Origin of the sequence: Sinorhizobium fredii USDA 205 (genome assembly GCF_001461695.1) — a bacterium.
Classification (GTDB): domain Bacteria; phylum Pseudomonadota; class Alphaproteobacteria; order Rhizobiales; family Rhizobiaceae; genus Sinorhizobium; species Sinorhizobium fredii.
This window is the reverse complement of the sequence record NZ_AUTC01000163.1, coordinates 1-19,985: the sequence shown is the minus strand read 5'-3', so window position 1 is coordinate 19,985 and position 19,985 is coordinate 1. Positions and strand designations below refer to the sequence as shown.

Here is a 19,985-nt window from a genome sequence, read left to right as displayed (position 1 = left end):
ACAATCCCTCGCAGGCGGCTTTGGATGACAACCGCTTCTGCAGACTACCATATCGGGTGATTTCAGTTGGAGAACTGTTCGGCGAGAATCCGGTCGGACCAGGAGTGGTCCGGATCGGACAGGATGCGGGCCGTCAGCTTTTCCGACTCGGCGATCTGCACCCGGCCGACCGACTTGACCTCCTGGTGATCCGCGACAGCGTTGACCGGCCGCTTTTCGGCCTCGAGGATCTCGATCTCGACGGTGACGCGATTGGGAAGCAGCGCGCCGCGCCAGCGCCGCGGCCGGAAAGGGCTGACCGGGGTCAGCGCGAGAAGAGGGGCCTCAAGCGGCAGGATCGGGCCATGCGCGGAGAGGTTGTATGCGGTCGAGCCCGCCGGCGTCGCGAGCAGCAGCCCGTCGCAGGTCAGTTCATCGAGCCGCACCTTGCCGTCGACGATGACCTTGAGCTTGGCGGCTTGGTAGGACTGCCGGAAAAGATAGACCTCGTTGATCGCGAGCGCGGTGAATGCATTGCCGTTGACGTCGACCGTGCGCATTTCCAGGGGGTGAAATGCGTTGTCGACTGCACTGGCGATGCGCTCGCGCAGGTCCTCGGTGCTGTAGCGGTTCATCAGGAAGCCGACCGAGCCGCGATTCATGCCGTAGACGCGCTTGCCGCTGTTCATCGTCTTGTGCAGCGTGTGCAGCATGAAACCGTCGCCGCCGAGCGCGACGATCACGTCCGCCTGCTCCGGATCGTGGTCTCCGTATATCGCCTTGAGCTCTTTCGCCGCCTTCTGCGCCTCGTCGGCCGTCGAGGCGATGAAGGCAAGTGTGCTGAACTGGGTCATGCATTCAGTCCGTTGTTGTTGCGTGCGGCGCGGCGATCGGCACCATGCCTATTTTTCTGTCATGCCCCTGCGGCAAGTGCACCCGAAATTTTCAGGGGGGCCGCATTTTTGCTTTACACCGGGAAGGAATATGCTAACTCCCGTGGTCGAAGCGTGCCCTTATAGCTCAGTTGGTAGAGCGGCTGATTTGTAATCAGTAGGTCGGGAGTTCGAGTCTCTCTGGGGGCACCATTTCTCTCAAAGCTTTTCGGTAAATCTGCCGCGATGCCGCCTCGGCCGATCGATGATTTGCGATTCCCTCAAATATCGAATGACTGCGCCGGCCTCGGATCCACCTCGCGGCAGCGTTCCATGGCCTTGATCAGGTTTTCGGCGAGGTAGTCGATCAAGGCGCGGGTCGCCGGCAGCATGCCCTGGCGTGAGGGGAAGACGAGGTGGACCATGACGTTGCCGGACGTCCATTCGGGAAGCACCGGGACGAGCACGCCGGTGCGAAAGGCACGCTCGCAGATGTGGTCCGGTAGCATCGCGATCCCCATGCCTTCGATCGCGGCGCGTTCGAGGATGACAAAGTCGCTGCAGCCGATCACCGGCCGGTGTGCGATCTCCATCGACCCTCCATCGGCGTGAAAGAGGCGCCAAATGTCATTCGCGTGTTGCTCGTTCATCGACAGCGTCGGCATTTCGGAGAGGTTGGAGGTTGTGACCTCTCCGAGACGGGCAAGAAGCGTCGGGCTCGCGGCGAGCCGTTGCCGCACCTCGCCGAACTTGCGTACGATCAGTTGGCTGTCGGTGTCGAGCTGGTCGCGCGCCCGCAGTGCCACGTCGAATCGCTCTTCGATCATGTCGAGGCGCCGGTTCGTCGCTGTGATCAGTAGCCGGACTCCCGGGTACCGGCGATGAAAACCGGGAAGGATGTCTGCGAGCATCGGTGTGAAGCCGAGCGGGCAGCCGAGCCGCACGACGCCGGTCGGCTCGCCGCGCACTGCGGCGATCTCCGCTTCCACGGCCGCCACGCCGTCCAGCAATCCCTGGGCATGTTCGTAGAAAACGCGACCGATTTCGGTCACGCGCAGTTTGCGCGTCGAGCGTTCGAGAAGGCGAACGCCCAGCTGATCCTCCAGCCGCGCCACATGCTTGCTGAGCTTGGACTTTGGAATGTTCAGGTCGCGCGCGGCGGCGCTGAAGCCGTTGTTCTTCACGACGGCGGCAAAGAGGGCGATATCGTTCAGGTCATGCATCCGAGCCTCCATCAGAGCGGACGAGGAGGCGCTCGCATTCGCTCTAGTTTGCCTGAATTGTTTCCCTCGGGAAACGGAATGTCAATTATTCGCCGTCTTATCCGGTGATTGTTTTCAAATCATATGTTGTGCACCGCAACTCGAAACAAAGGTGCCTCCCATGAACGTCCTTCATATCGACTCCGGCATTCTCGGAGAACATTCGGTTTCCCGTCGCCTGACGGCAGCGATCGTCTCGCAGATCAAGGCCGACCGGCCCGATGCGAAAGTGATCTATCGCGACCTCGTCTCCGAGCGGCTGCAGCATTTGACCGGCGCGCAGATCATGGCGCCCGCCGATCTCGACGGCGTAGATCCGGCGCTGGCTTCGGATGTCCGGACCGGCCGCCAGATGCTCGACGAGTTCCTTGCCGCCGACACGATCGTCGTCGGCGCGCCGATGTACAACTTCTCGATCCCGAGCCAGCTGAAAGCCTGGATCGATCGCCTGGCCGTCGCCGGCAAGACCTTCCGCTACACCGAAGCCGGCCCGGAGGGTCTCGCCAAGGGCAAGAAGGTCATCGTCGCCTCGACGCGCGGTGGGCACTACTCTGCTGGGCGAGCCGCGGCCATGGATCATCAGGAAGCCTATTTGCGCACTGTCTTCGGCTTCTTCGGGATCACCGATGTCGAATTCGTCCGTGCCGAGGGCCTGAACCTTGGTACCGACCAAAAGCAGTTCGCCATTGCCGAAGCTGAAAAGACGATCGCTGAGGGCAACGTTCTGCGGCTCGCGAGCTAAGCATCAATTCGGCCGGCTCCAACAAAGATGCCGGTCCTGTTGCGGAAGAATGCCGGTTGCGCAAGCGGCCGGCATTCTTCGTTTCTAGTTGGCCCGGAATTGCGCTATTCTGTCGATATGAAAAGCCTTGTCGCCTTGCAGGTTTTGGCCTTGTCGCTGGCGGCTGCCGCCATGGTCGCCGAAAGTGCGGCTGCGTCCCCGCCGGACCGGCGCTGCACCTGCCGCAACCGCGACGGCGCGAAATACGAGCTTGGTCAGGTCGCGTGCATCCGCGTCGGCGGCATTTCCTACATGGCGCGTTGCGAGATGGATCTCAACGTCACGACCTGGAAGAAGGTCCGCGACGGCTGCCCCACGGCCCAGGTCACGACGACCAGCGTTCCAATACACTAATCGTCAGGCTTTCAGATGCTGCCTTGCTGCGTACATGGCGATCGCGGCGGCATTCGAAACGTTGAGCGATTTGATGGCGCCCGGCATGTCGAGACGGGCCAGCGACGTGACGGTCTGTCGCGTCTTCTGCCTCAGCCCCTTGCCCTCCGACCCCAGCACGAGAGCGATCTTCGCGCCCGAGAAGGTGTCCTCCAGCGGTTGCGGCCCCTCCGAATCGAGGCCGATCGTCTGGAAACCGAGCCCGTGCAGTTCCTCGATCGTGTCGGCGAGATTGGTGATCTGGATATAGGGAATGAGCTCCAGCGCGCCGGAGGCCGACTTGGCGAGCACGCCCGATTCCGTCGGGCTGTGGCGCATGGTGGTTATCAGCGCGCCGGCCTCGAAGGCGACCGCCGAACGCATGATGGCGCCGACATTGTGTGGATCAGTCACCTGGTCGAGCAGCAGGATCAACGGGCAATCGCTGAGCGCCTCGAGCTTCCGATGCGGCAGCGGCCGCGTCTCCAGCATGACGCCCTGATGGATGGCATCCGGCCCGAGGGCCCGGTCGAGATCCTGCGGCATGACGGTTTCGACGGGGAAGGGGAGAGCCGAAAGATCGCCGAGTTCCAGCCGCACCGCCGCGTTCTGCGTTACGCTGAGGCGAATGATGGTGCGGTCCGGATTGTCCAGGGCGGCGCGAACCGTATGCAGGCCATAGAGAAGCACCTCATCGGCCGCCAGCGCCGGCGGCTTCCAGTCGGCCGGCAACTTCCGGCGCTTGTCGGGACGGGGTGTCGGAATCTCGCCACGCTCGCGGCGGGCGTCGCGATGGGCGCGCCGGAGAGTGGCGTAGTGGCTGTCCTTGGCGCTCTTGTCGCCGCTCTTGTCCTTGCTCATGCGCGTCTTATAGAGAGGTTCGTTCGGTCTTGGAAATGGTTTCGGAAAACCGTGCTCGTCTGTGCCTGTGGAGAATTTCTGAAATTTTCCGTTTCGCTCTGTTGACAGGAAGAAGGTGGGCGGTCATATACCCGGCGCAGATCGCGAGGCGGCACGAAAACGGCGCCGGTTCTTCTACGATCTCAAAAGCTTGGTCGATTGATCCCGACAGAATAATGGAGGGATGCCCGAGTGGTTAAAGGGGACGGACTGTAAATCCGTTGGCTCAGCCTACGTTGGTTCAAATCCAACTCCCTCCACCATTCTGCTTCAGGATCGAAGGCCCGCGGGTATAGCTCAATGGTAGAGCAGCAGCCTTCCAAGCTGAATACGCGGGTTCGATTCCCGCTACCCGCTCCAGCTTTTTCAATGACTTAGAAGAATGGCGTGTCACTCGTTTCACTGCGTGTCACTTGCGCTTTTCAGCCCGGGCCTTGGCAATCTCCCGGCTCTTTTCCAGACCATCGCCTCGGCTATAGCGCCGAGTGGTCTTTGTCGTGCTGTGCGTCGCCAGATTGCTGGCGTCTTCCAATGAGCCGGTAGCCTCGACCGTCTCCGTCACAGCACCCGCCCGCGCATCCATCGACCAGACATTTGATGGAACGCCGGCCGCATCGCGCACCTTCCGGAACTTCTCGGTGTAGCGATTCTCCCAGTAGGGTTTCCCATAGTCCTCATCGATGACCACCGGGCCGATATCCGGTATCCGGTAGGCTTTCAGTGCCTCCTGAACGAGCGGCATGACCTTCAGGTCTCGAGACACCTCGGCACCCGTCTTGCTCGTCTTGAGCGTCAGGATCAGATCTTTTGAGATCTGCTGCCCCGTCAGTCCGCGCCAGCGGAACGCGCCACCCTCAGGCGGCGGGGCCCACTCCCCAATCACGTCAATGCGTCTCAGTGCTGTTTCGAACTTCAGCGCCTCGACAAATCCGATCGACGGGCATTTCAATTCGATGCTCTTCTGCACGATCGCCAGGCACTGCTCGTAGGTCATCGCGACCGTTCTTGCCGCCGGCTGTTCGAACCGCATGTCGGCCAGGATTTCCCGCGCCTGTGCGCAGCCGTGGAGACGTTCCCCGGCTCCGTAGGAGATGATCACCCGCAGGAGCTTGATCGCGCCTGACGCCCGCCTGTGGCCTTTCTTGCGCCATTTGGAGAACCAGTCACGGAAATCAGATGCCTTGAGTGCATCTATGCGCCGGCCGCCGACGACCTTCTCGAGCACGCGCAGGCTAGGCTCGTAATCCCTGATCCGGGTTGAATGCTTGACGCTGTGCAGAGTGCTGGTCTTATCGCATCGGTAGCAGTCGATCAGGGCCTTGATGGTCCCGTCGTATTTGGGCGGCGCGTCGATATTGCGCAGATCCGCCCGCAACTGCTCGGTGAGCCGCTTGCATTCTGCGGCTATCCCCTCATCGGATAGACCATCGGCAAGGCGGATGGTCGTGAGATAATCCGGAGCGGCCTTAACCGCCCGTTTCGGATTCCAGTAATGGACGGCGGTCCCGTCCTTGTTCAGCCGGTACTGGTAACCCGGTCTGTCAGTCCTCATCCCAATTTTCCTTTCCATCTGGGGCTAGATTGCCCAAATGGATGATGCCTCCCTGTTTGGCCGGCGCAAAGCTTCCGCAACTCCCGCCACCGCAGGAGCCGCTTGTCGATCCTCGCACCGGCCGGATCACGCAGACCTGGTATCTCTACCTCCAACGCCTCGATCAGCACATTCGCGAGATCGAGGAACGCCTCGACGCCGGCGGCCTGTAAACTGGAGCATTCACGATGGGCTTTCTCGATTCTCTGACCGGCGGCAACGTCGGCAAGGCAGCGGCCGCCGCAACGAAGAAGAACCGCACCCTGATCAACAAGTTCGATCGTCAGGGTCAAGGCATCATCAATACCGGTGAGGCGCGGTCATCTGGCGCGATCAACAAGGCGATCGCCGGCTATGATCCGTACACGAGCGCGGGCCGTGACGCCACGTCGATGTATTCCAACGCCCTCGGCCTTGGTGGCGACGATGGGACGGCCGCGGCACAGGGCGCATTCCAGGCTGGCCCCGGCTATGACTTCGCCATGGATCAGGGCACGCAAGCGGCTCTGCGCGGTGCCTCGGCAGCCGGCATGCTGAACAGCGGCAACACGCTGACGGCTCTCACGCAGTACGGCCAAGGACTTGCCAATCAGGAATACGGCTCATGGCTCGATCGGCTGCAGGGGCTTTCTAGCCAAGGCCTCAGCGCCACAGGCGGCCAAGCGAGCGCCTATGGCGGCCTCTCTGATCTCTACCAGGGCACGGCCGACGACCGCCTCGGCCTCGCGAGCAACGTCGTTCAGGCCCGCATGGGCAACAACAACCAGCTCGCGCAGGTTCGTGAGCAGCAGTCTGCGGCAAAGGGCAGCTTCCTTGGCGGCCTGCTCAATATGGGCGTCGGTCTCGGTACGAAGGCATTGACGGGAGGTCTTTTCTGATGGCTCAGCTTGCAAGCCTCGTCCTGCCGAACATTGCCATTCCCGAGCGCGACTATTCCTGGCTTGGCGGCATCGCCGACACGCTCGGCGGCGCGATCGACCAGTATTCGCAGGATAAGTCCTTCGGGAAGCTCGCCGACCTGATCGGCAAACAGGGCGGCGCTGCGCCTGCCCAGCAGCAGGGCGGCTTCCTGTCGCGCCTGGCCCCTCAGCAGCAGCCGCAGAGCTTCGCGGCGCCTGTCACGCCCGTTGAGCGCGGGCAGCCTCAGGGCAGCACGTATCAGCCGTTCATCGAGACTGTTCGTAGTGGCGGGGTAACGAACCCTTATGCTCTGTCGGCAATCGCCGCCACGGGACGCGCCGAGAGCGGCTTTTCGCCGAAGAACGCCAACCGCACTTGGAGCGACCCGAGCCAGAGCGGGCAGGCGGGTACGGCCGGCGGAATCATGTCCTGGCGCAACGAACGGCTGGCGGGCCTCAACGCCTATGCGGCGAGCAAGGGCGAGCAACCGGGCAACATCTCTCCGCAGACGCAGGCTGAATTCTTCCTTCAGGAGGATCCGCAGCTGATCGCGGCGCTCAACAATGCCGGCAGCGTCGAGGAAGCCCAGAACCTCATGAACAATGCGTGGAAGTTCGCCGGATACGATCAGGCGGGTGGCGAGGCGGCCCGTCGGCGCGCGCTGGCGCAGAACTACTTCGCGCAGGAGTTCGCGAACGCGTCAGCGCCCCAGACTTCTGCCGATGCGGTGAACGCCATGGCGGCCGGTACGCTTCCGGCAGTTTCCGGTGCGCCTCTGTCTGAGGAAGCCTTCACAGACCGTTTCGGGCTTACGCCTCTCCCTGTTGACAAGGTCGAGGGCAGGGAAGCGCTTGCCGCGCGCCTCGCTGAGACCAATGCTGCCGGCGCTGCGCCTGCACCGCAGCCCGTGGCAACCCCCGCAGCATCTCCTGCAGCCTTCGCGCCGGTAGAGGTCGCAGACGTCTCGGGCGCGGTCGGCATTCCCGGTGTAGCTCCGCAGTTGGACGCGGGCCTCGGCGGCATCACCAACCAGCAGATTGCCGACCTCGTCCGTGATCGCAACACCCGCGAAGTCGGCCTCAAGCTGTGGCAGCAGAAGCTCACCGGCTCGAATGACAGCGCGTTCCACTTCCTCACCGCTCCGGATGGCACGCTGTTCCGTGCCAACAAGCAGACGGGCCAGGTCGATCCGGTCGGGAATTACGGAAAGCAGAAGGGCCAGTATCGCACGCTCACGGCCGAGGAACGAACGCAGCTTGGCATCCCCGAGACTGACCAGCGCGTTTATCAGGTCGGCCCCGAAGGCCAGATTTCTGCCGTCGGCGGGGCAGGGCAGACGATCAACGTCGGCAACGAGGTGGAAGCACGGCGCCAAGCGGCGGCGCAAGCTGGCCTCACGCCTGACGATCCGGCTTATCAGGGTTTCATCCTCACGGGCAAACTTCCGCGCGAGAACGAGCAGACGCTCACGGCGACCGACAAGAAGGCCATTCTAGAGGCCGACGAGGCGGTCATGAATGCAGAAGGCGTCATCCCGCTGCTCAACCGAGCCCTTGAATTGAACGATCAAGCCTATTCCGGTCCGTTCGCCGGGACGCGCGGCATGATCTCCGGCACGTTCGGCGCTGATGCCGGTGAGGCAACGCTTGAACTCGATAACGTCGTGACCGGTCAGGCTCTGGGCCAGCTCAAAGCCATTTTCGGCGGGGCACCGACCGAAGGCGAGCGCAAGATCCTGCTCGACATGTCCGGTTCGTCGAACCTCCCGCCTGAAGTCCGCCGCGGTATCTATCAGCGCGCCATGCAAGCGGTTCAGCGCCGCCTGCAAACCTACCGCGACCGCGCCAACGAACTGCGGGGCGGCACCTTCTACAAGCCAGAGAGCCGCTCGAACAAGGGCAACCGCACGCAATCCGGCGTGACGTGGGAGATCGTTGAATGACCGTTCTCAACATCAACGGCCGCCGCGTTCAGGTCGATGACAGCTTCAAGAGCTTGTCTCCAGAACAGCAGGCAGCGACGGTCGATGAGATCGCCAAGTCTTTCGACGCGCCGGCTGCAGCCGAACCAGAAGCAAAGGCGGCGCCGGCCGGTCGTCACCTCTCCTATGAGGAAGGCTTGCTCGAGCTGGAGAAGGAACGTCAGAACACGGGAAGCGGCAAGGCAGGCGCCTTCGGTTCCGGCTTCATTGGAGACATCCCGATCGTTGGTCCTGCTCTGCTCGGCGGTGTCGAGCGTGCGGCGGCCGGTATCTCCTCCCTGATCGATGGCGAGGACTATGCGACGAACCTCGAGCAGGGGCAGCGGACCGTCCAGGCGGCGCAGGAGGCGAACCCAGGATCTCGGCTCGCCGGTAGCGTTGCGGGAAACGTCGCGGCTTTCGGCGCCCTTGGCTCTACAGCAGCAGGCGCGCGGGCATTGGGTATCACCGGCCCGAACCTGCTTTCGCGCGCTGGCGCCTCTGCTTTGTCGAGCGGCGGCATATCTGCGGCTGATACTGCAGTACGCGGCGGCAACGCGGCAGACGTCATCAACAGCGGTGTCATCGGTGGCGCCATCGGCGGCGCTGTCCCTGTCGTCGGGGCGGGTGTTCGGGGCGTTCTCGGCGCTGTCGGTGAGAAGGTCGCTCCGGCCGCCCGTGCCGTTCTCAGGCCGGCCGAGGAAGCATCCCGACGCGTTGGCGTGGCTGTCAAGCGCGACAGGCTTGCAGGCGACGTGCTCAACTCCACAGACGAGGCTGTTGCACGCTCTACCGGCGTTCCGCTTCTGAACGTCGATCGAGGTGGAGAGACCACGCGGGCGCTTGCGCGTTCCGTCTCCAACCAAGCCCCGGAAGCGCGCCAGGTCATCACCAAAGTCGCCGACGACCGCTTCGCCACGCAGGGAAACCGTGCGGTTGACGTGATCCGCCGCGTTGCCGGCGGTTCCGTCGATGACATCGGCTATCAGGATGCCATCCGTACAGCAGCACGGCGCGCCAACAAGCCAGCCTATGACGCCGCCTATGCCAGCCCCAACGCTCAGCAAGTGTTTACGCCGCGCATCCAGCAGTTGATGCAGTCTCCGTCCTTCCGCCGCGCAATCGATACCGTGCCACGGAAGAGCGCAGATCGCGGGGCGATAACCGGAGCAAAGGAAATCCCGAACCCGTTCACGCAGAACAGCCAAGGTCAATACGTGCTGAAGCAGAAGGCAGACGGAACGCTTGTGACGCCTAGCCTTGAATTTTGGGACCATGTGCAGCGCAATCTTCGCTCCGCATCGGAAAAGGCTGCTCGCGCTGGCGATAACACGACGGCATCGGAGATCGGCGCGCTTCGGACGGCGTTGAACAACGAACTAGATACCGCTGTCCCGACCTTCAAAAATGCTCGACAGGGCGCGGCCGCCTTCTTCGGCGCTGATGACGCGGTCGAGGCTGGCAAGAAGTTCGCCGGGACGCCGCGGCTCGTGCCTGAAGCCCAAAAGGCCTACGCCAAGTTCACGCCGGCAGAAAAGGCAGCCTTCCAAACCGGCTATGCCTCCGAGCTGATCGACCGCATCAAGGCAGCCGGCGATCGAACGAACGTCATCAACTCCGTTTTCAAGTCTCAGGCATCGCGGGAATCGCTAGAGCTCATCTTCGGGCCACAGAAGGCCAAGGCGCTTGAGGCCTATGTGAGGGTTGAGGACATCGCCGATCGGCTGCGCGGTGCCATGGGCAACTCGACCACCGCAAGGCAGCTTGTCGAGCTCGGGCTCGGCGCCGGCGGCGGCTATGCCATTTCGGGCGGTGATCTGACCGGGGCGGTAATCGGCGGTCTAGCTGTAAAGGGCGGCCGAGCTCTTCAAAGCCGAGCAGAAAATCAGGTCATGCAGGCGGTGGCCAAGATGCTGACCTCGAATGATCCGCGCGCGATTGCGAATGCAGTCACCCAGGCAGAGAAAAGCCCAGCCTTCATGAAAGCGCTTGAGCAGATCGGCGATGCTCTGGCCATTCCGTCTCGGGCAATTCCGCGCGTGCTGGGGCAAGAGCCACGTCAGCCGCTGGAAATCACCGTCACGCCTCGTCAGTGAAAGAGGCTCACAACCCAATCACCAAAGCCGAATAGGCGCTGTTCGTGGAGCCACCAGCCGAGAGGCAAGAGGATGGCGAGCGCGATCATGTTGCTGACTAAGGTGAGAATGTCGGGTTTATCGTGCATGCGCTGAAAATGCGCGCGCTTTGGTTGAATTGCAAGGCTCCCCCGGGGGGCTTTTTACATGGAGATGCCGATGTCAGGTTTCTGGCCAAGCTCGTTCACGACCATTCAGGACCTGAACGGCAAGCCGATCGTTGGGGCGAAGGCGTATTTCTACGCCGCCGGCACCACGACGCCGATCACGGTCTATCGGGATTACGGCCTGACCACGGCGCATCCGAACCCGCTCGAAACGGACGGGTATGGCCGCTTCCCGGCTGTGTTCCTCGACGAGGCGGACGAGTTCTACCGGGTGCGCGTCACGACGCCAGGCGGCTCGATCCTCTACGACAGCGATACCTTGCCGATCATCGGCCCGACCGAAGGCGGCGGCTCTCCGCCGGCACCTGTTGACCCTAACTCCCTTCTGGAGACGGGAGACATCAAGGTCAGGTACGGCGAGGGTTTCCTAGACGGCTATGTACGAGGCAACGGGCGGTCGATCGGCACGGCCACCAGCGGCGCGACGGAGCGGGCGAACTCGGACTGCCAGACGCTCTATGAATTCCTCTGGAATGCCGATCCGAACCTCGTGGTTGCTGGGGGCCGCGGCGCTTCAGCAAACGCCGACTGGTCCGCGAACAAGCCGATCGACCTTCCCGACTTCCGTGGGCGGGCGATCGTCGGCCTTGACGACATGGGCAACATAGCGGCTGGGGTGCTGACGGATGCCGATGATCTCGGCTGGAAGGGCGGCGCGCAGACGCACACGCTCAGCATCTCCGAAATGCCGGTCCACAACCACGACGCAACGTCGGACAGCAAGGCTCCGATCCTCAACGGGTTCACGGACATCGCTGGCGCCCAGACTGGCGGCGGCGGCTCTCGTGTTGCCTTGTCCGGGGGCGGAACTGACGTTCCGACCGTGGCGCATAACCACGCCATCACCGTTCAGAACAAGGGCGGCGGCGCCGCGCACAACAACATTCAGCCGTCCCTTGCCCTCACCGTCTACATTCGCCTTTAGGGGGAGACCAAGTGTTCGAAGCACGATTTGAGCAAGTCTCCAACCGCGCCGATTGGGTGCAGCCCTTCGAGATCGTCGATGACGACACCGGGGAGACCATCACGGACTTTACCGGCGTCGAGGTCACCATCGAGGTTCGCGAGCAGGGTTCATCATATGCTCGCCTCTCGGCCAGCATCGACAACGGCAAGATCACCGACCTGGGCAATGGCGTCCTTGAGTGGCAATTCCCGCGCTCCGACATGACCGGCCTTTGTTCCGGATCCTATGAGATCGGCGTGACGATCGAGCGCGACGACCTCACCACTCAATACCTCATCGGCATAGTTCCAATCGTTGACGGGATCGTTTCCATATGACCGCAGCCCTTCGCCTTCGCATGCTTCCGCGCTTCCCGGCCCGAATTGAGGGCACAGACGGGGTCAAGGTCGAGCGGGCCAGCGGATCTCCCGATCTGACCGTCAGCCTCGATTTCGAGAACCTGGGCGACATCGCGACGATTCCGGACCCGGAGCAGAACTATTTTGCGATGTATGACGCCTCGACGGGCGCCTATCACCGCATCCTTCTGCAGTCGATGATTGATGTTGCCGGCGTGGCGTTCGGCTATCCGACAATCGCCGCGGCCGAACTGGCGAACGTCCCGGTCGCCGTTCATGCGATCTATGTCTTCGGCGATGCGACCGTCGGCGACGGCGCGGGCGGCCTTTTCATCGACAGCAACAACGGCAGCGCAACGACCTTCGTGTCTGGCGACGGCCGCACTTGGTATCTCGCCGAGGATATCGGCACTGATCGCCTGGTGAGCGACAATCTGAAGACGCTCGCCGGGATGACGCTTGGCGCGGCCGGTCTCGCCATTCTCGCCGATGCGGTACAGGCAGACGTTCGCGACTATCTCGATATCCCGCCTTATGTTGCGGATCGCACGGCGTTGAAAGCGCTCGACACGACAAAGGACACGCTCGCCTTCAACAAGGAAGCGGGGCGGCAAGGTATCTTCCAGTGGACCACTGGCGACCATTCCACTCAGATCACGGCCGACACGCAGGAAGGCGTCTATATCAAGGCCGACGCGATTGCTTCGACGGCCGGCGCCTGGGTGCGTGTCGGAGATCCGACCGTCTATCATTTCGGCGGCTCGGCGGGCGCCAACAGCGCAACGGCAATTTCGGTCATGGCGGCGGTGATGGGCTTTGTCCGTTTCCCGACCGGCGCGACGAAGCTCGGCGCGAACCTGACAGTTGATGTGCCGGTTTACTTCCAAGATGCCGCGTATGTCACCGTAGACGCCACGTTCACGCTGACCATCACCAACCGCATCGAAAGCTCGCGCCAGTGGATTTTCCGCGGTGATGGTTCGATCTCGCTTGCCCACGACAGCGACAGCGGCGAAGACGCGCGCATGGTGCATGTCTCCTGGTTCGGCGCGTTCCCCACGCCGGCTGTGGGCGGCACTGACCAGGGACCGCTCATTCAGAAGGCGTGCACCGCGATGGGGAACCTTCGCGAGAGCGTCATCGAGTTCGATGTTGGCAACTATTACGTCGATTCCGGCATAACAGTAACTCGCGGGTGCTGGATCAAAGGCGCGGGAACACGTCGAACCGTCTTCAAGGTTGATGCCGACGGCTTTGACGTCTTCACAACGGATGAGACAGCTTGCCGCTTTACTGGCATCCAGTTCGAGCTCGATACGATCACCACGCGCGCAAACGCCTGGATAAGGGTTGCCCATAGCGAATGCTATATCGAGGATATTTTCTGGCAATCGGCCGCTCTCGGCATTGTCGTAGAGAATGGCGGAACCGCCTGCCGTATCAAGGACGTGACCGGCGTCTATGGGGCCGATCCGGGCGCCGGCTCGAGCATGATCCGCGTCTTGGGTGCGACGGGTGTAACGATCGATGGTGTGCGTATCCCGACGTCGAGCACTCTTGCCCCGACAGCGATGGTGCATGCCGGGGGCTCCGGGGCCAGCGCAATTTCAGGCTTGAGCGTCGAAAACACGAGTGGCGTCGGTCCATGCCTCCATGTTCATCTTCAGGCGTCGGCCGCGAACATCAGCCATGTGATCATCAACGGCGTTCGCTACAACGGCTTCGCCGGCACAGCTCCCGCCCAAGTGATCAAGCTGGAGACCGCGAGCACGTTCAGCATCGACGGGGTTTCCATCTCCGACTTCCAGATCAACTCCCACCCGACCGCAGGCATTAGCCTCGTGCAGGCTAGTTCCGGGGTGCTGGAAAACGTCACGATGTCAAATGGTGTCATCGTCGGCGCTTCCGGCAACGGCGTTGAATTCATCCGCACGGCCGGGACGCTCGGAAGCGTTCGTATCGACGGGACAGTGGACGCCAGCGAGAGAGCAACGCCGTTCTCATACTCGGGCACAGTCAGTGACATCCAAATATCGCCGCAAGCTCTTCCCAACGTCAATTCGGCGTTCTCGTATTTCTTCACCATCGCAGATGACAGTGTCGCGACAATCGATCTTCGCCGGTCCGTGTTCTCGGGCGCTGTGCATCTCACGGCCGGTTCGGCACGTCACGGCATCTTCACGATCCGGGCGGCGTCCACCCCGACCGTCAGCGCCAACCGAGTGACAGACGCGAACACCGTAGCAACCGCTGCTGTTCTGACCGGCACGACTGGCACGGATGGCAATCTGACGCTGGGTGTGCAATCCGGTGTTCTCTATATCGAGAACCGGCTAGGCTCGTCGCAGAGCGTCAGCGTCACGGTGATGGCGGCGTAATATTCCCAATCACGCAAACCAATTGATCTGGCCTGTTGCGGCGACAATCTATCCGAATTAGCCGCGCTCCAGGACAGAACCGCCACCAGAGGGCCAGCCACGCTCCCGGTGGCATGACGGTCAGATGGCTATGGCCGTCATCGTAGCAGGCGATAACGTGATACTGTAAAGGCGAGGAGGTTGCGCATTTGCCTACGACGCGAGTCAGGTCTTCCGCCGAAAAATGCTCAAGCACATCGGCAGAGCAGGTGATGTCTCCGCTGGGGATCTTATCCTTGGTGATGTCAGCTTTCCAAAAGAGAACATTTTGCGGGCGCTCTACGAACTTCGGCGACAGCGCCCAGTCGACCGCGTAGACCTTACGGACGCTCCCGGCAATGGCGCGCGAGAACTCGCCATTGCCGCAACCAACCTCGACGACAGTTTTCGGCTTGGATGAAAGGATGACCGCCTGTTCGGCAACGAGCCAATTGTTCGCCATATAACCAGCATCCTCCTCATGAAGGCGCTGGTAATAAGATGCGTCTATGCTTGAGGAAGCCTGTCGCGGACGGATCACCGTCTTTGAAACCTGGCTGGAAAGAGGGTCTTCAACCCTCCAGCCAGTCTTCATCAACAATTCTGCGAACCGAGTTTCTGACGCTATCAGTGCCTCAAGTTCTGCGGGCTGCATTGTCGGCGCGCATCTGCAGAATAATATCGATCAGTTCCTCGATCTCGATCAGCTTACCGGTGTCGGGATTCAGGTAGACGGATTGGTTGATGCATGCCACGTGAAAAAGCTCCTCCACAGTTCTCCTCTGTGTGCGTCTTTGGACCGTGCCGCGATCATCCGTCAAGCCCCATCCGGAATAGAAAGGAGCGCCGAAGGTTACTACTTCCTTTTCGCGCATCAGGCCCTCGAAGCCAACCTGGGATGAGACGGTATAGATCTTGTCGCACCGATCGATGACGGAACCGATCGTCACGTCATCCGGCAACACGGTTATCTCGTTGATATTCCTGTTCCGGTAGGAGTTCATGTTGCGCTGAATGCTGTCCGGGTGCCTCTTGAAATAGACCGGGCGCCCCGGGTTTTCCTCGACGGCCGCATCAAGCATCCGGTGGAAGCTGAAGTCATTAGCGCCGGCAAACTGGATCGATGCATCGCCCTTCTTTTGGTCGATCACAAGAACCGCGTTCGGCTCGATCTCGAATTCAGGCCCTACGACGTATTTGTTGTATTTCGTGATGCCTTCTGCGCAGATCCGGTTGATGACCGCGCGGGCGCGCCTGGATTCCTGTTCGGAAAGCACGAAGTCAGACTTGTTGAGGGTTCTCTCGATGCGAGAAGGCTGACGGGCATCGAAATAGTATCCGAGATCGTCGATCATGAAGCCTAGAGCGCGCCGCTCGTTCAATGTCGCGTCGGGGTCGAAGTACGAGGCGAAGGCACCGAACAGAGCGACTTCGGTGAAATAGAGCGGCAGATCGTAAAGATAGGCCGTGTCGACACATGACCAAAACATGTCCTGCTCGATGCGCTGAGATAGCAGGAAAACAGCATCCGGCAGGCGATCCGTGAAATAGAAGAAATTCCCCGTTTTCGTGATCGTTTTGATGTTTTCGGCGTAGCCGCCCTCCATGTCCTTCTTGTGGACGTTGGACATGATGACCGAATTCGCCGGAAGGGATTCGATCATGGCCCGGGCGCTGAATGCTGCAGGCGCGTTTGCAGACCTGCTGACGAGGATGTTTTTCAGGGTCACGCCGCGATCTGCGGGGGGCGCGGTCTGCGGTTTTTTCTTCTCGAGCGCATCAAGGCGTCGTTCGAGCTTGCCGACTGCGAGTCTCGTCTTTCGTATCCTGGTGAAGCTTACGAGGGTTGCGGGAACGATAACGGTCAGGAATCTGCCGAGGGTCATCTTCTCCGGTGCGGACTTTTTGTTGGTCTGCTTCGGTTTGCCGGAAGGGGCCTCCTCGGGCTTTTCAGGTTTCTCGATCTCGAGGGCATATGGCGTCAGGGCGAGGTAGACGAACCACTCTTCAGCGCGAGCGTGTTCGAGGGACATCCATGGCTTCCGCTTGAGAGTGTAGTGAATGATTGCTGGGTCGGATATCGCTGCTGTCGCCTCTCCCTGGTTCATGTAGTTCTCGACGCCGGCAACCTTTTCGACCCAGTCGGTCTTGAACATCGAGCCGTGAACGTTCCATTTGACCGGAACGTATTTGATCGAGCCGAAGAACAGTTCGGTGAGTATCTGCTGATCGCCGAGAACGAGTCGGTAGCGGTTGCTCTCTAGGTATCTCTCAACGAGCTCGCTGAAGCCGATCGCGCGCATCAGATCGACGTTGACCAGCAGGACGCCTGCATTCACATGCTTGGCGCTCTCAGCCAGACCGAACTTGGCATTGTATGTTCTGGAAATCGTGTCTTCGACGCCGGCAAACAGGGCCCCGTCGAAGGGGACGCTGAACAACTCATCGATCGACTTGCGAATGATCAGGTCGCTGTCGAGATAAAGCACCTTGCGCGCATCGGCCGGCAACAGCTTGTGCATCAGGAGCCGGTAATAGGTGGCGATCGAAATGCCCTCCGATGTCTTGATGTTGGCGAATAGGCGGGCATCGACGGGGATTTCGTGAAGGCTGAATTCCCGGATGGAGCGCAGCGCTTCCAGCTTGGCGCGCTCCGCTTCCGGCAACAGCTTGTCGATCAAGATGAAGACCCGGATTGGTGCGCTTCCCGAATAGTTCTTGAGGATCGACGCGAGCGTCACCGCGGTAAAACGGACGTATCGATCATCTGAGGCAAACACCAGATCAACGGTTTCCTGAACCGGCTCAATATGGCCAGCCGCTTGGATGCGTTCGAAAGCTACCGGGGCTTGCGCGAGGGACATTTACGGCTCCGAAGGAAATTTAGGGTTGCCGAGGCTTTTAACTTCGCACTGCACAAATTGAAAGACAAAGCTCATCGCCAGGTGAGGCGAAATTTCGCTACATCGTCAGGCCCCGCCCTCGCGCGGGGGTTTTCTTTACCTTCAAAGGACATCGCTATGACCTACAAGCTGCCGCTGGAATGGCTCCAGCCGGTGAAGATGTCGCGCATCATCGCGCATTGGAGCGCCGGCGCCTATCGGGCCTCCGATCTCGACAAGGAGCACTATCACTTCATCATCGAGGGATCGGGGAATGTCGTGCGAGGAGATCACACCGTCGCCGACAACGTCATCACCGGTGATGACGACTATGCGGCCCACACGCGCGGCTGCAACACCGGATCGATCGGCGTCTCTCTCGCCTGCATGGCGGGCGCCGTCGAAAGCCCGTTCCACGCCGGCAAGTTCCCGATGACCGAACCGCAGTGGCATCGCGCCATGGATGTCATCGCGCATCTCGCCAGCTTCTACAAAATCCCGGTCACGCCGAAGACGGTCCTCTCACATGCAGAGGTGCAGGCGAATCTGGGCATCCAGCAGCGCGGCAAGTGGGATTTCACCAGGTTGCCCTTCGCGCCGACGGTCATCGGGGCGAAGGCATGCGGCGACAAAATGCGCGCCGAAGTCAAGGCCCGTCTCTAACCCCTCCCAACAACGAAGGAACTGACCATGCGTTCACTGATGATTGCATCGGTGGCGGCGCTTTCGCTCGCCTCCTGCACGACTACCGGCTCGATCGACACCGCGATCAAGGCCAGCCTGCCGAAAACCTGCGCTCTGCTTGAAACGGCTCACGCTGCATTCATCGCGGCCTCCGCCTCCGGCAACATCAAGCCGCGCACCATCGCCAAGGAGAAGGCCGCCTACGACGGTGTGCGGGTCATCTGCGCCGATCCTGGCAGCGTCACGGCGGCCAATGCGCTCGTGGTGGCTGCGACCGCCTATGCGACCGTCTCGCTCGCCCTGCGCGAAGCCAAGGCAGCGGAGTGACCGGCCATGGACGCAAGACAGAAACTCGAAAACAAGATCATCGGCGCGGTGGTGAGCGCTGTTGGCAATCCTGCCGTGCCGGCTCAACCGGGCGCAGTGTCACCGATCGTCGAGGCAGTCACCAGCAAGATACTGCCGGAGATCATCAACGCGACGAATAATGAGCCCTGGTATCGGTCGCGTGTCACGCTCGGCGCCCTGCTGGCGGCCATCTCCGGCATCCTCGGCGCCTTCGGATATGCCCTCCCGGCAGAACTGCAAGGCAACGTGATAGACCTGATCATTGCGCTCGGCCCCGTCGTCGGCGGGGCGCTGGCGCTCTATGGTCGGTGGGCAGCAAAGAAGCCGATCGGCGGATAACAGAACAGGCCGGCCCTCATCCTCGGGGGCCGGCTCTTACCGTGGCATTGCATACGAGGGCAGGGGATTGAGCACTGGAACCCAAGAGATGACAATCGAAGCCGCCGACCTCCGCTCCCGGGTGGTCTCACTGGAGCACAAGCACGCGGCCACAGAGCAGCGGCTGACCAACATGGAGCAGCGGTTTGTGCAGGCCGACATTGCGGACGCGCGGAAGGAAGAGCAGTGGAAGAACCTGCTCGAGAAATTCGGCGGCCTGGATAAGAAGCTCGACAAGATAAACGGCTATCTGGTGACCATCGTTCTGGCGATCGTGGTCGGCCTGCTCGGGGCGTTCATGACGTTCGTCACGAAAGGCGGCCTTCACATCCCATCCTGATCACCGCGCCTGCTTCCTCGCGTACTCCTCCGTCGCTGGTGCCGGCGAGAACATATAGACGAGATCGTCACACCCGATGCCGCACGAGCGATGTTCGGACGGCCGCACCCAGCGCGGGCAGCTCTGGCCTATGAGGTCGATGAAATCCCGGATCGGCATATCCGGCCCGTGCTTCTCTATCAGACGCGCGACGTTGTAGCGTCCTTTGCGGCCGCAGTGGCAGGTGAGCACCATGTGCGGCTTGGTGAACTCGGAGAGGGTTCGGAGCTTCTCGGGCATGCGGCTGATATGTTGACGACTGCCACGCGAGTCAATCCGTGTCGGGAAGTCCGGGGCGCTTATGCAACGCCCCGGATTGCGAGTGACACGCCGCATTGAAAACGTTCAATGTTCTGGAAGCCTTCCAAGCTGAATACGCGGGTTCGATTCCCGCTACCCGCTCCAGCCACTTTCCGTTCGACTTCAGAAAAGTCGCGGATGATCCTGACATCGTTTAATTTTTCGGCTTTGGCGAATCTATCTGCGCCGGCGCGCCGGAGCTTCGCTATAGACTTTAAATTTGGCTGAGACCTTGCCGTCCGGGCGGACGCAATTAAGTCTTGCGCAAATGCCGCGAAACCCTTAAACGGCTGCACAAACCGGCCCTGCCGGCTGATCAATCGTATTTGACCACAGGAAGCGTACCCATGGCAAAGAGCAAATTCGAGCGCAACAAGCCGCACGTCAACATCGG

Annotated in this window: 21 protein-coding genes and 3 tRNA genes; 16 read left to right on the top strand and 8 right to left on the bottom strand. The window is 61.3% G+C overall.

Annotated features, from left to right (window positions below; all coding sequences use genetic code 11):
• Positions 1 to 62 precede the first annotated feature (62 nt).
• Positions 63 to 833 carry an NAD kinase gene (locus N181_RS23690; RefSeq protein WP_037401481.1) on the bottom strand — a complete coding sequence of 257 codons (771 nt, stop codon included), beginning with the start codon at positions 831 to 833 and terminating at the stop codon, positions 63 to 65.
• Between the two features lie 155 nt (positions 834 to 988).
• On the opposite strand from N181_RS23690, the gene N181_RS23685 reads away from it, so the two are divergent.
• Positions 989 to 1,064: transfer RNA gene (locus N181_RS23685), tRNA-Thr, on the top strand.
• Positions 1,065 to 1,132: 68 nt separating this feature from the next.
• On the opposite strand, the gene N181_RS23680 is transcribed toward N181_RS23685, so the two are convergent.
• Positions 1,133 to 2,074 carry a LysR family transcriptional regulator gene (locus tag N181_RS23680; RefSeq protein WP_037401480.1) on the bottom strand — a complete coding sequence of 314 codons (942 nt, stop codon included), beginning with the start codon at positions 2,072 to 2,074 and terminating at the stop codon, positions 1,133 to 1,135.
• 160 nt (positions 2,075 to 2,234) lie between these two features.
• Here N181_RS23680 and N181_RS23675 point away from each other — a divergent pair, with 160 nt between their 5' ends.
• Both N181_RS23675 and N181_RS23670 read left to right on the top strand, forming a co-directional pair.
• The gene (locus N181_RS23675) at positions 2,235 to 2,855 is read left to right on the top strand and encodes an FMN-dependent NADH-azoreductase (RefSeq protein WP_037401479.1); all 621 of its coding nucleotides are present in this window, start codon (positions 2,235 to 2,237) and stop codon (positions 2,853 to 2,855) included.
• Between the two features lie 117 nt (positions 2,856 to 2,972).
• Positions 2,973 to 3,248 (top strand): hypothetical protein, encoded by a 276-nt coding sequence (locus tag N181_RS23670; protein WP_037401497.1) that lies wholly within the window; start codon positions 2,973 to 2,975, stop codon positions 3,246 to 3,248.
• 3 nt (positions 3,249 to 3,251) lie between these two features.
• Here N181_RS23670 and N181_RS23665 read toward each other — a convergent pair whose 3' ends face one another.
• The gene (locus tag N181_RS23665; RefSeq protein ID WP_014328054.1) at positions 3,252 to 4,127 is read right to left on the bottom strand and encodes a TrmH family RNA methyltransferase; all 876 of its coding nucleotides are present in this window, start codon (positions 4,125 to 4,127) and stop codon (positions 3,252 to 3,254) included.
• 217 nt (positions 4,128 to 4,344) lie between these two features.
• Here N181_RS23665 and N181_RS23660 point away from each other — a divergent pair.
• Both N181_RS23660 and N181_RS23655 read left to right on the top strand, forming a co-directional pair.
• Positions 4,345 to 4,429 (top strand) — tRNA-Tyr (locus N181_RS23660).
• Between the two features lie 23 nt (positions 4,430 to 4,452).
• Positions 4,453 to 4,526: transfer RNA gene (locus N181_RS23655), tRNA-Gly, on the top strand.
• Positions 4,527 to 4,575: 49 nt separating this feature from the next.
• Here the strand turns inward: N181_RS23655 and N181_RS23650 are convergent.
• Positions 4,576 to 5,718, bottom strand: coding sequence for a site-specific integrase (locus N181_RS23650; RefSeq protein WP_060563941.1), 1,143 nt, complete (start codon positions 5,716 to 5,718; stop codon positions 4,576 to 4,578).
• Positions 5,719 to 5,774: 56 nt separating this feature from the next.
• Here N181_RS23650 and N181_RS33405 point away from each other — a divergent pair, with 56 nt between their 5' ends.
• The 7 genes from N181_RS33405 to N181_RS23620 all read left to right on the top strand — a co-directional run bounded on the left by N181_RS33405 (position 5,775) and on the right by N181_RS23620 (position 14,602).
• A complete protein-coding gene (locus N181_RS33405; RefSeq protein ID WP_153451776.1) occupies positions 5,775 to 5,930 on the top strand; it encodes a hypothetical protein in 156 nt (51 codons plus the stop codon).
• A gap of 15 nt (positions 5,931 to 5,945) precedes the next feature.
• The gene (locus tag N181_RS23645; protein WP_060563939.1) at positions 5,946 to 6,635 is read left to right on the top strand and encodes a hypothetical protein; all 690 of its coding nucleotides are present in this window, start codon (positions 5,946 to 5,948) and stop codon (positions 6,633 to 6,635) included.
• Complete coding sequence (locus tag N181_RS23640; protein ID WP_060563937.1) at positions 6,635 to 8,599, top strand: phage tail tip lysozyme; 1,965 nt, start codon at positions 6,635 to 6,637, stop codon at positions 8,597 to 8,599. Before N181_RS23645 ends, N181_RS23640 begins: the two co-directional genes overlap by 1 nt.
• Positions 8,596 to 10,713, top strand: a complete 2,118-nt coding sequence (locus tag N181_RS23635) for a hypothetical protein (RefSeq protein WP_060563935.1) — start codon at positions 8,596 to 8,598, stop codon at positions 10,711 to 10,713. The genes N181_RS23640 and N181_RS23635 overlap by 4 nt, the downstream gene beginning before the upstream one ends.
• Before the next feature lie 198 nt (positions 10,714 to 10,911).
• Positions 10,912 to 11,844 (top strand): phage tail protein, encoded by a 933-nt coding sequence (locus tag N181_RS23630; RefSeq protein WP_060563933.1) that lies wholly within the window; start codon positions 10,912 to 10,914, stop codon positions 11,842 to 11,844.
• Between the two features lie 11 nt (positions 11,845 to 11,855).
• On the top strand, positions 11,856 to 12,203 hold the full coding sequence (locus tag N181_RS23625) for a hypothetical protein (protein ID WP_060563931.1): 348 nt from the start codon (positions 11,856 to 11,858) through the stop codon (positions 12,201 to 12,203).
• Positions 12,200 to 14,602, top strand: coding sequence for a hypothetical protein (locus N181_RS23620; protein WP_060563929.1), 2,403 nt, complete (start codon positions 12,200 to 12,202; stop codon positions 14,600 to 14,602). Before N181_RS23625 ends, N181_RS23620 begins: the two co-directional genes overlap by 4 nt.
• On the opposite strand, the gene N181_RS23615 is transcribed toward N181_RS23620, so the two are convergent.
• The gene (locus N181_RS23615) at positions 14,583 to 15,215 is read right to left on the bottom strand and encodes a class I SAM-dependent methyltransferase (RefSeq protein WP_234885945.1); all 633 of its coding nucleotides are present in this window, start codon (positions 15,213 to 15,215) and stop codon (positions 14,583 to 14,585) included. The genes N181_RS23620 and N181_RS23615 overlap by 20 nt on opposite strands.
• Positions 15,216 to 15,255: 40 nt before the next feature.
• Positions 15,256 to 17,484, bottom strand: a complete 2,229-nt coding sequence (locus N181_RS23610; RefSeq protein WP_060563924.1) for a glycosyltransferase — start codon at positions 17,482 to 17,484, stop codon at positions 15,256 to 15,258.
• A gap of 156 nt (positions 17,485 to 17,640) precedes the next feature.
• On the opposite strand from N181_RS23610, the gene N181_RS23605 reads away from it, so the two are divergent.
• The 4 genes from N181_RS23605 (at position 17,641) to N181_RS23590 (ending at position 19,252) form a co-directional block, all read left to right on the top strand.
• Positions 17,641 to 18,165, top strand: a complete 525-nt coding sequence (locus N181_RS23605) for an N-acetylmuramoyl-L-alanine amidase (protein WP_060563923.1) — start codon at positions 17,641 to 17,643, stop codon at positions 18,163 to 18,165.
• Between the two features lie 27 nt (positions 18,166 to 18,192).
• Positions 18,193 to 18,513 carry a hypothetical protein gene (locus N181_RS23600; protein ID WP_037460658.1) on the top strand — a complete coding sequence of 107 codons (321 nt, stop codon included), beginning with the start codon at positions 18,193 to 18,195 and terminating at the stop codon, positions 18,511 to 18,513.
• 6 nt (positions 18,514 to 18,519) lie between these two features.
• Positions 18,520 to 18,873, top strand: a complete 354-nt coding sequence (locus N181_RS23595; RefSeq protein WP_060563921.1) for a hypothetical protein — start codon at positions 18,520 to 18,522, stop codon at positions 18,871 to 18,873.
• Positions 18,874 to 18,961: 88 nt separating this feature from the next.
• A complete protein-coding gene (locus N181_RS23590) occupies positions 18,962 to 19,252 on the top strand; it encodes a hypothetical protein (protein WP_060563918.1) in 291 nt (96 codons plus the stop codon).
• Here N181_RS23590 and N181_RS23585 read toward each other — a convergent pair whose 3' ends face one another.
• Complete coding sequence (locus N181_RS23585) at positions 19,253 to 19,531, bottom strand: acetate and sugar kinases/Hsc70/actin family protein (RefSeq protein ID WP_060563916.1); 279 nt, start codon at positions 19,529 to 19,531, stop codon at positions 19,253 to 19,255.
• A 59-nt stretch (positions 19,532 to 19,590) separates the two neighbouring features.
• On the bottom strand, positions 19,591 to 19,985 hold a 395-nt coding region (locus N181_RS34315; protein WP_210172818.1), incomplete at its 5' end, for a hypothetical protein.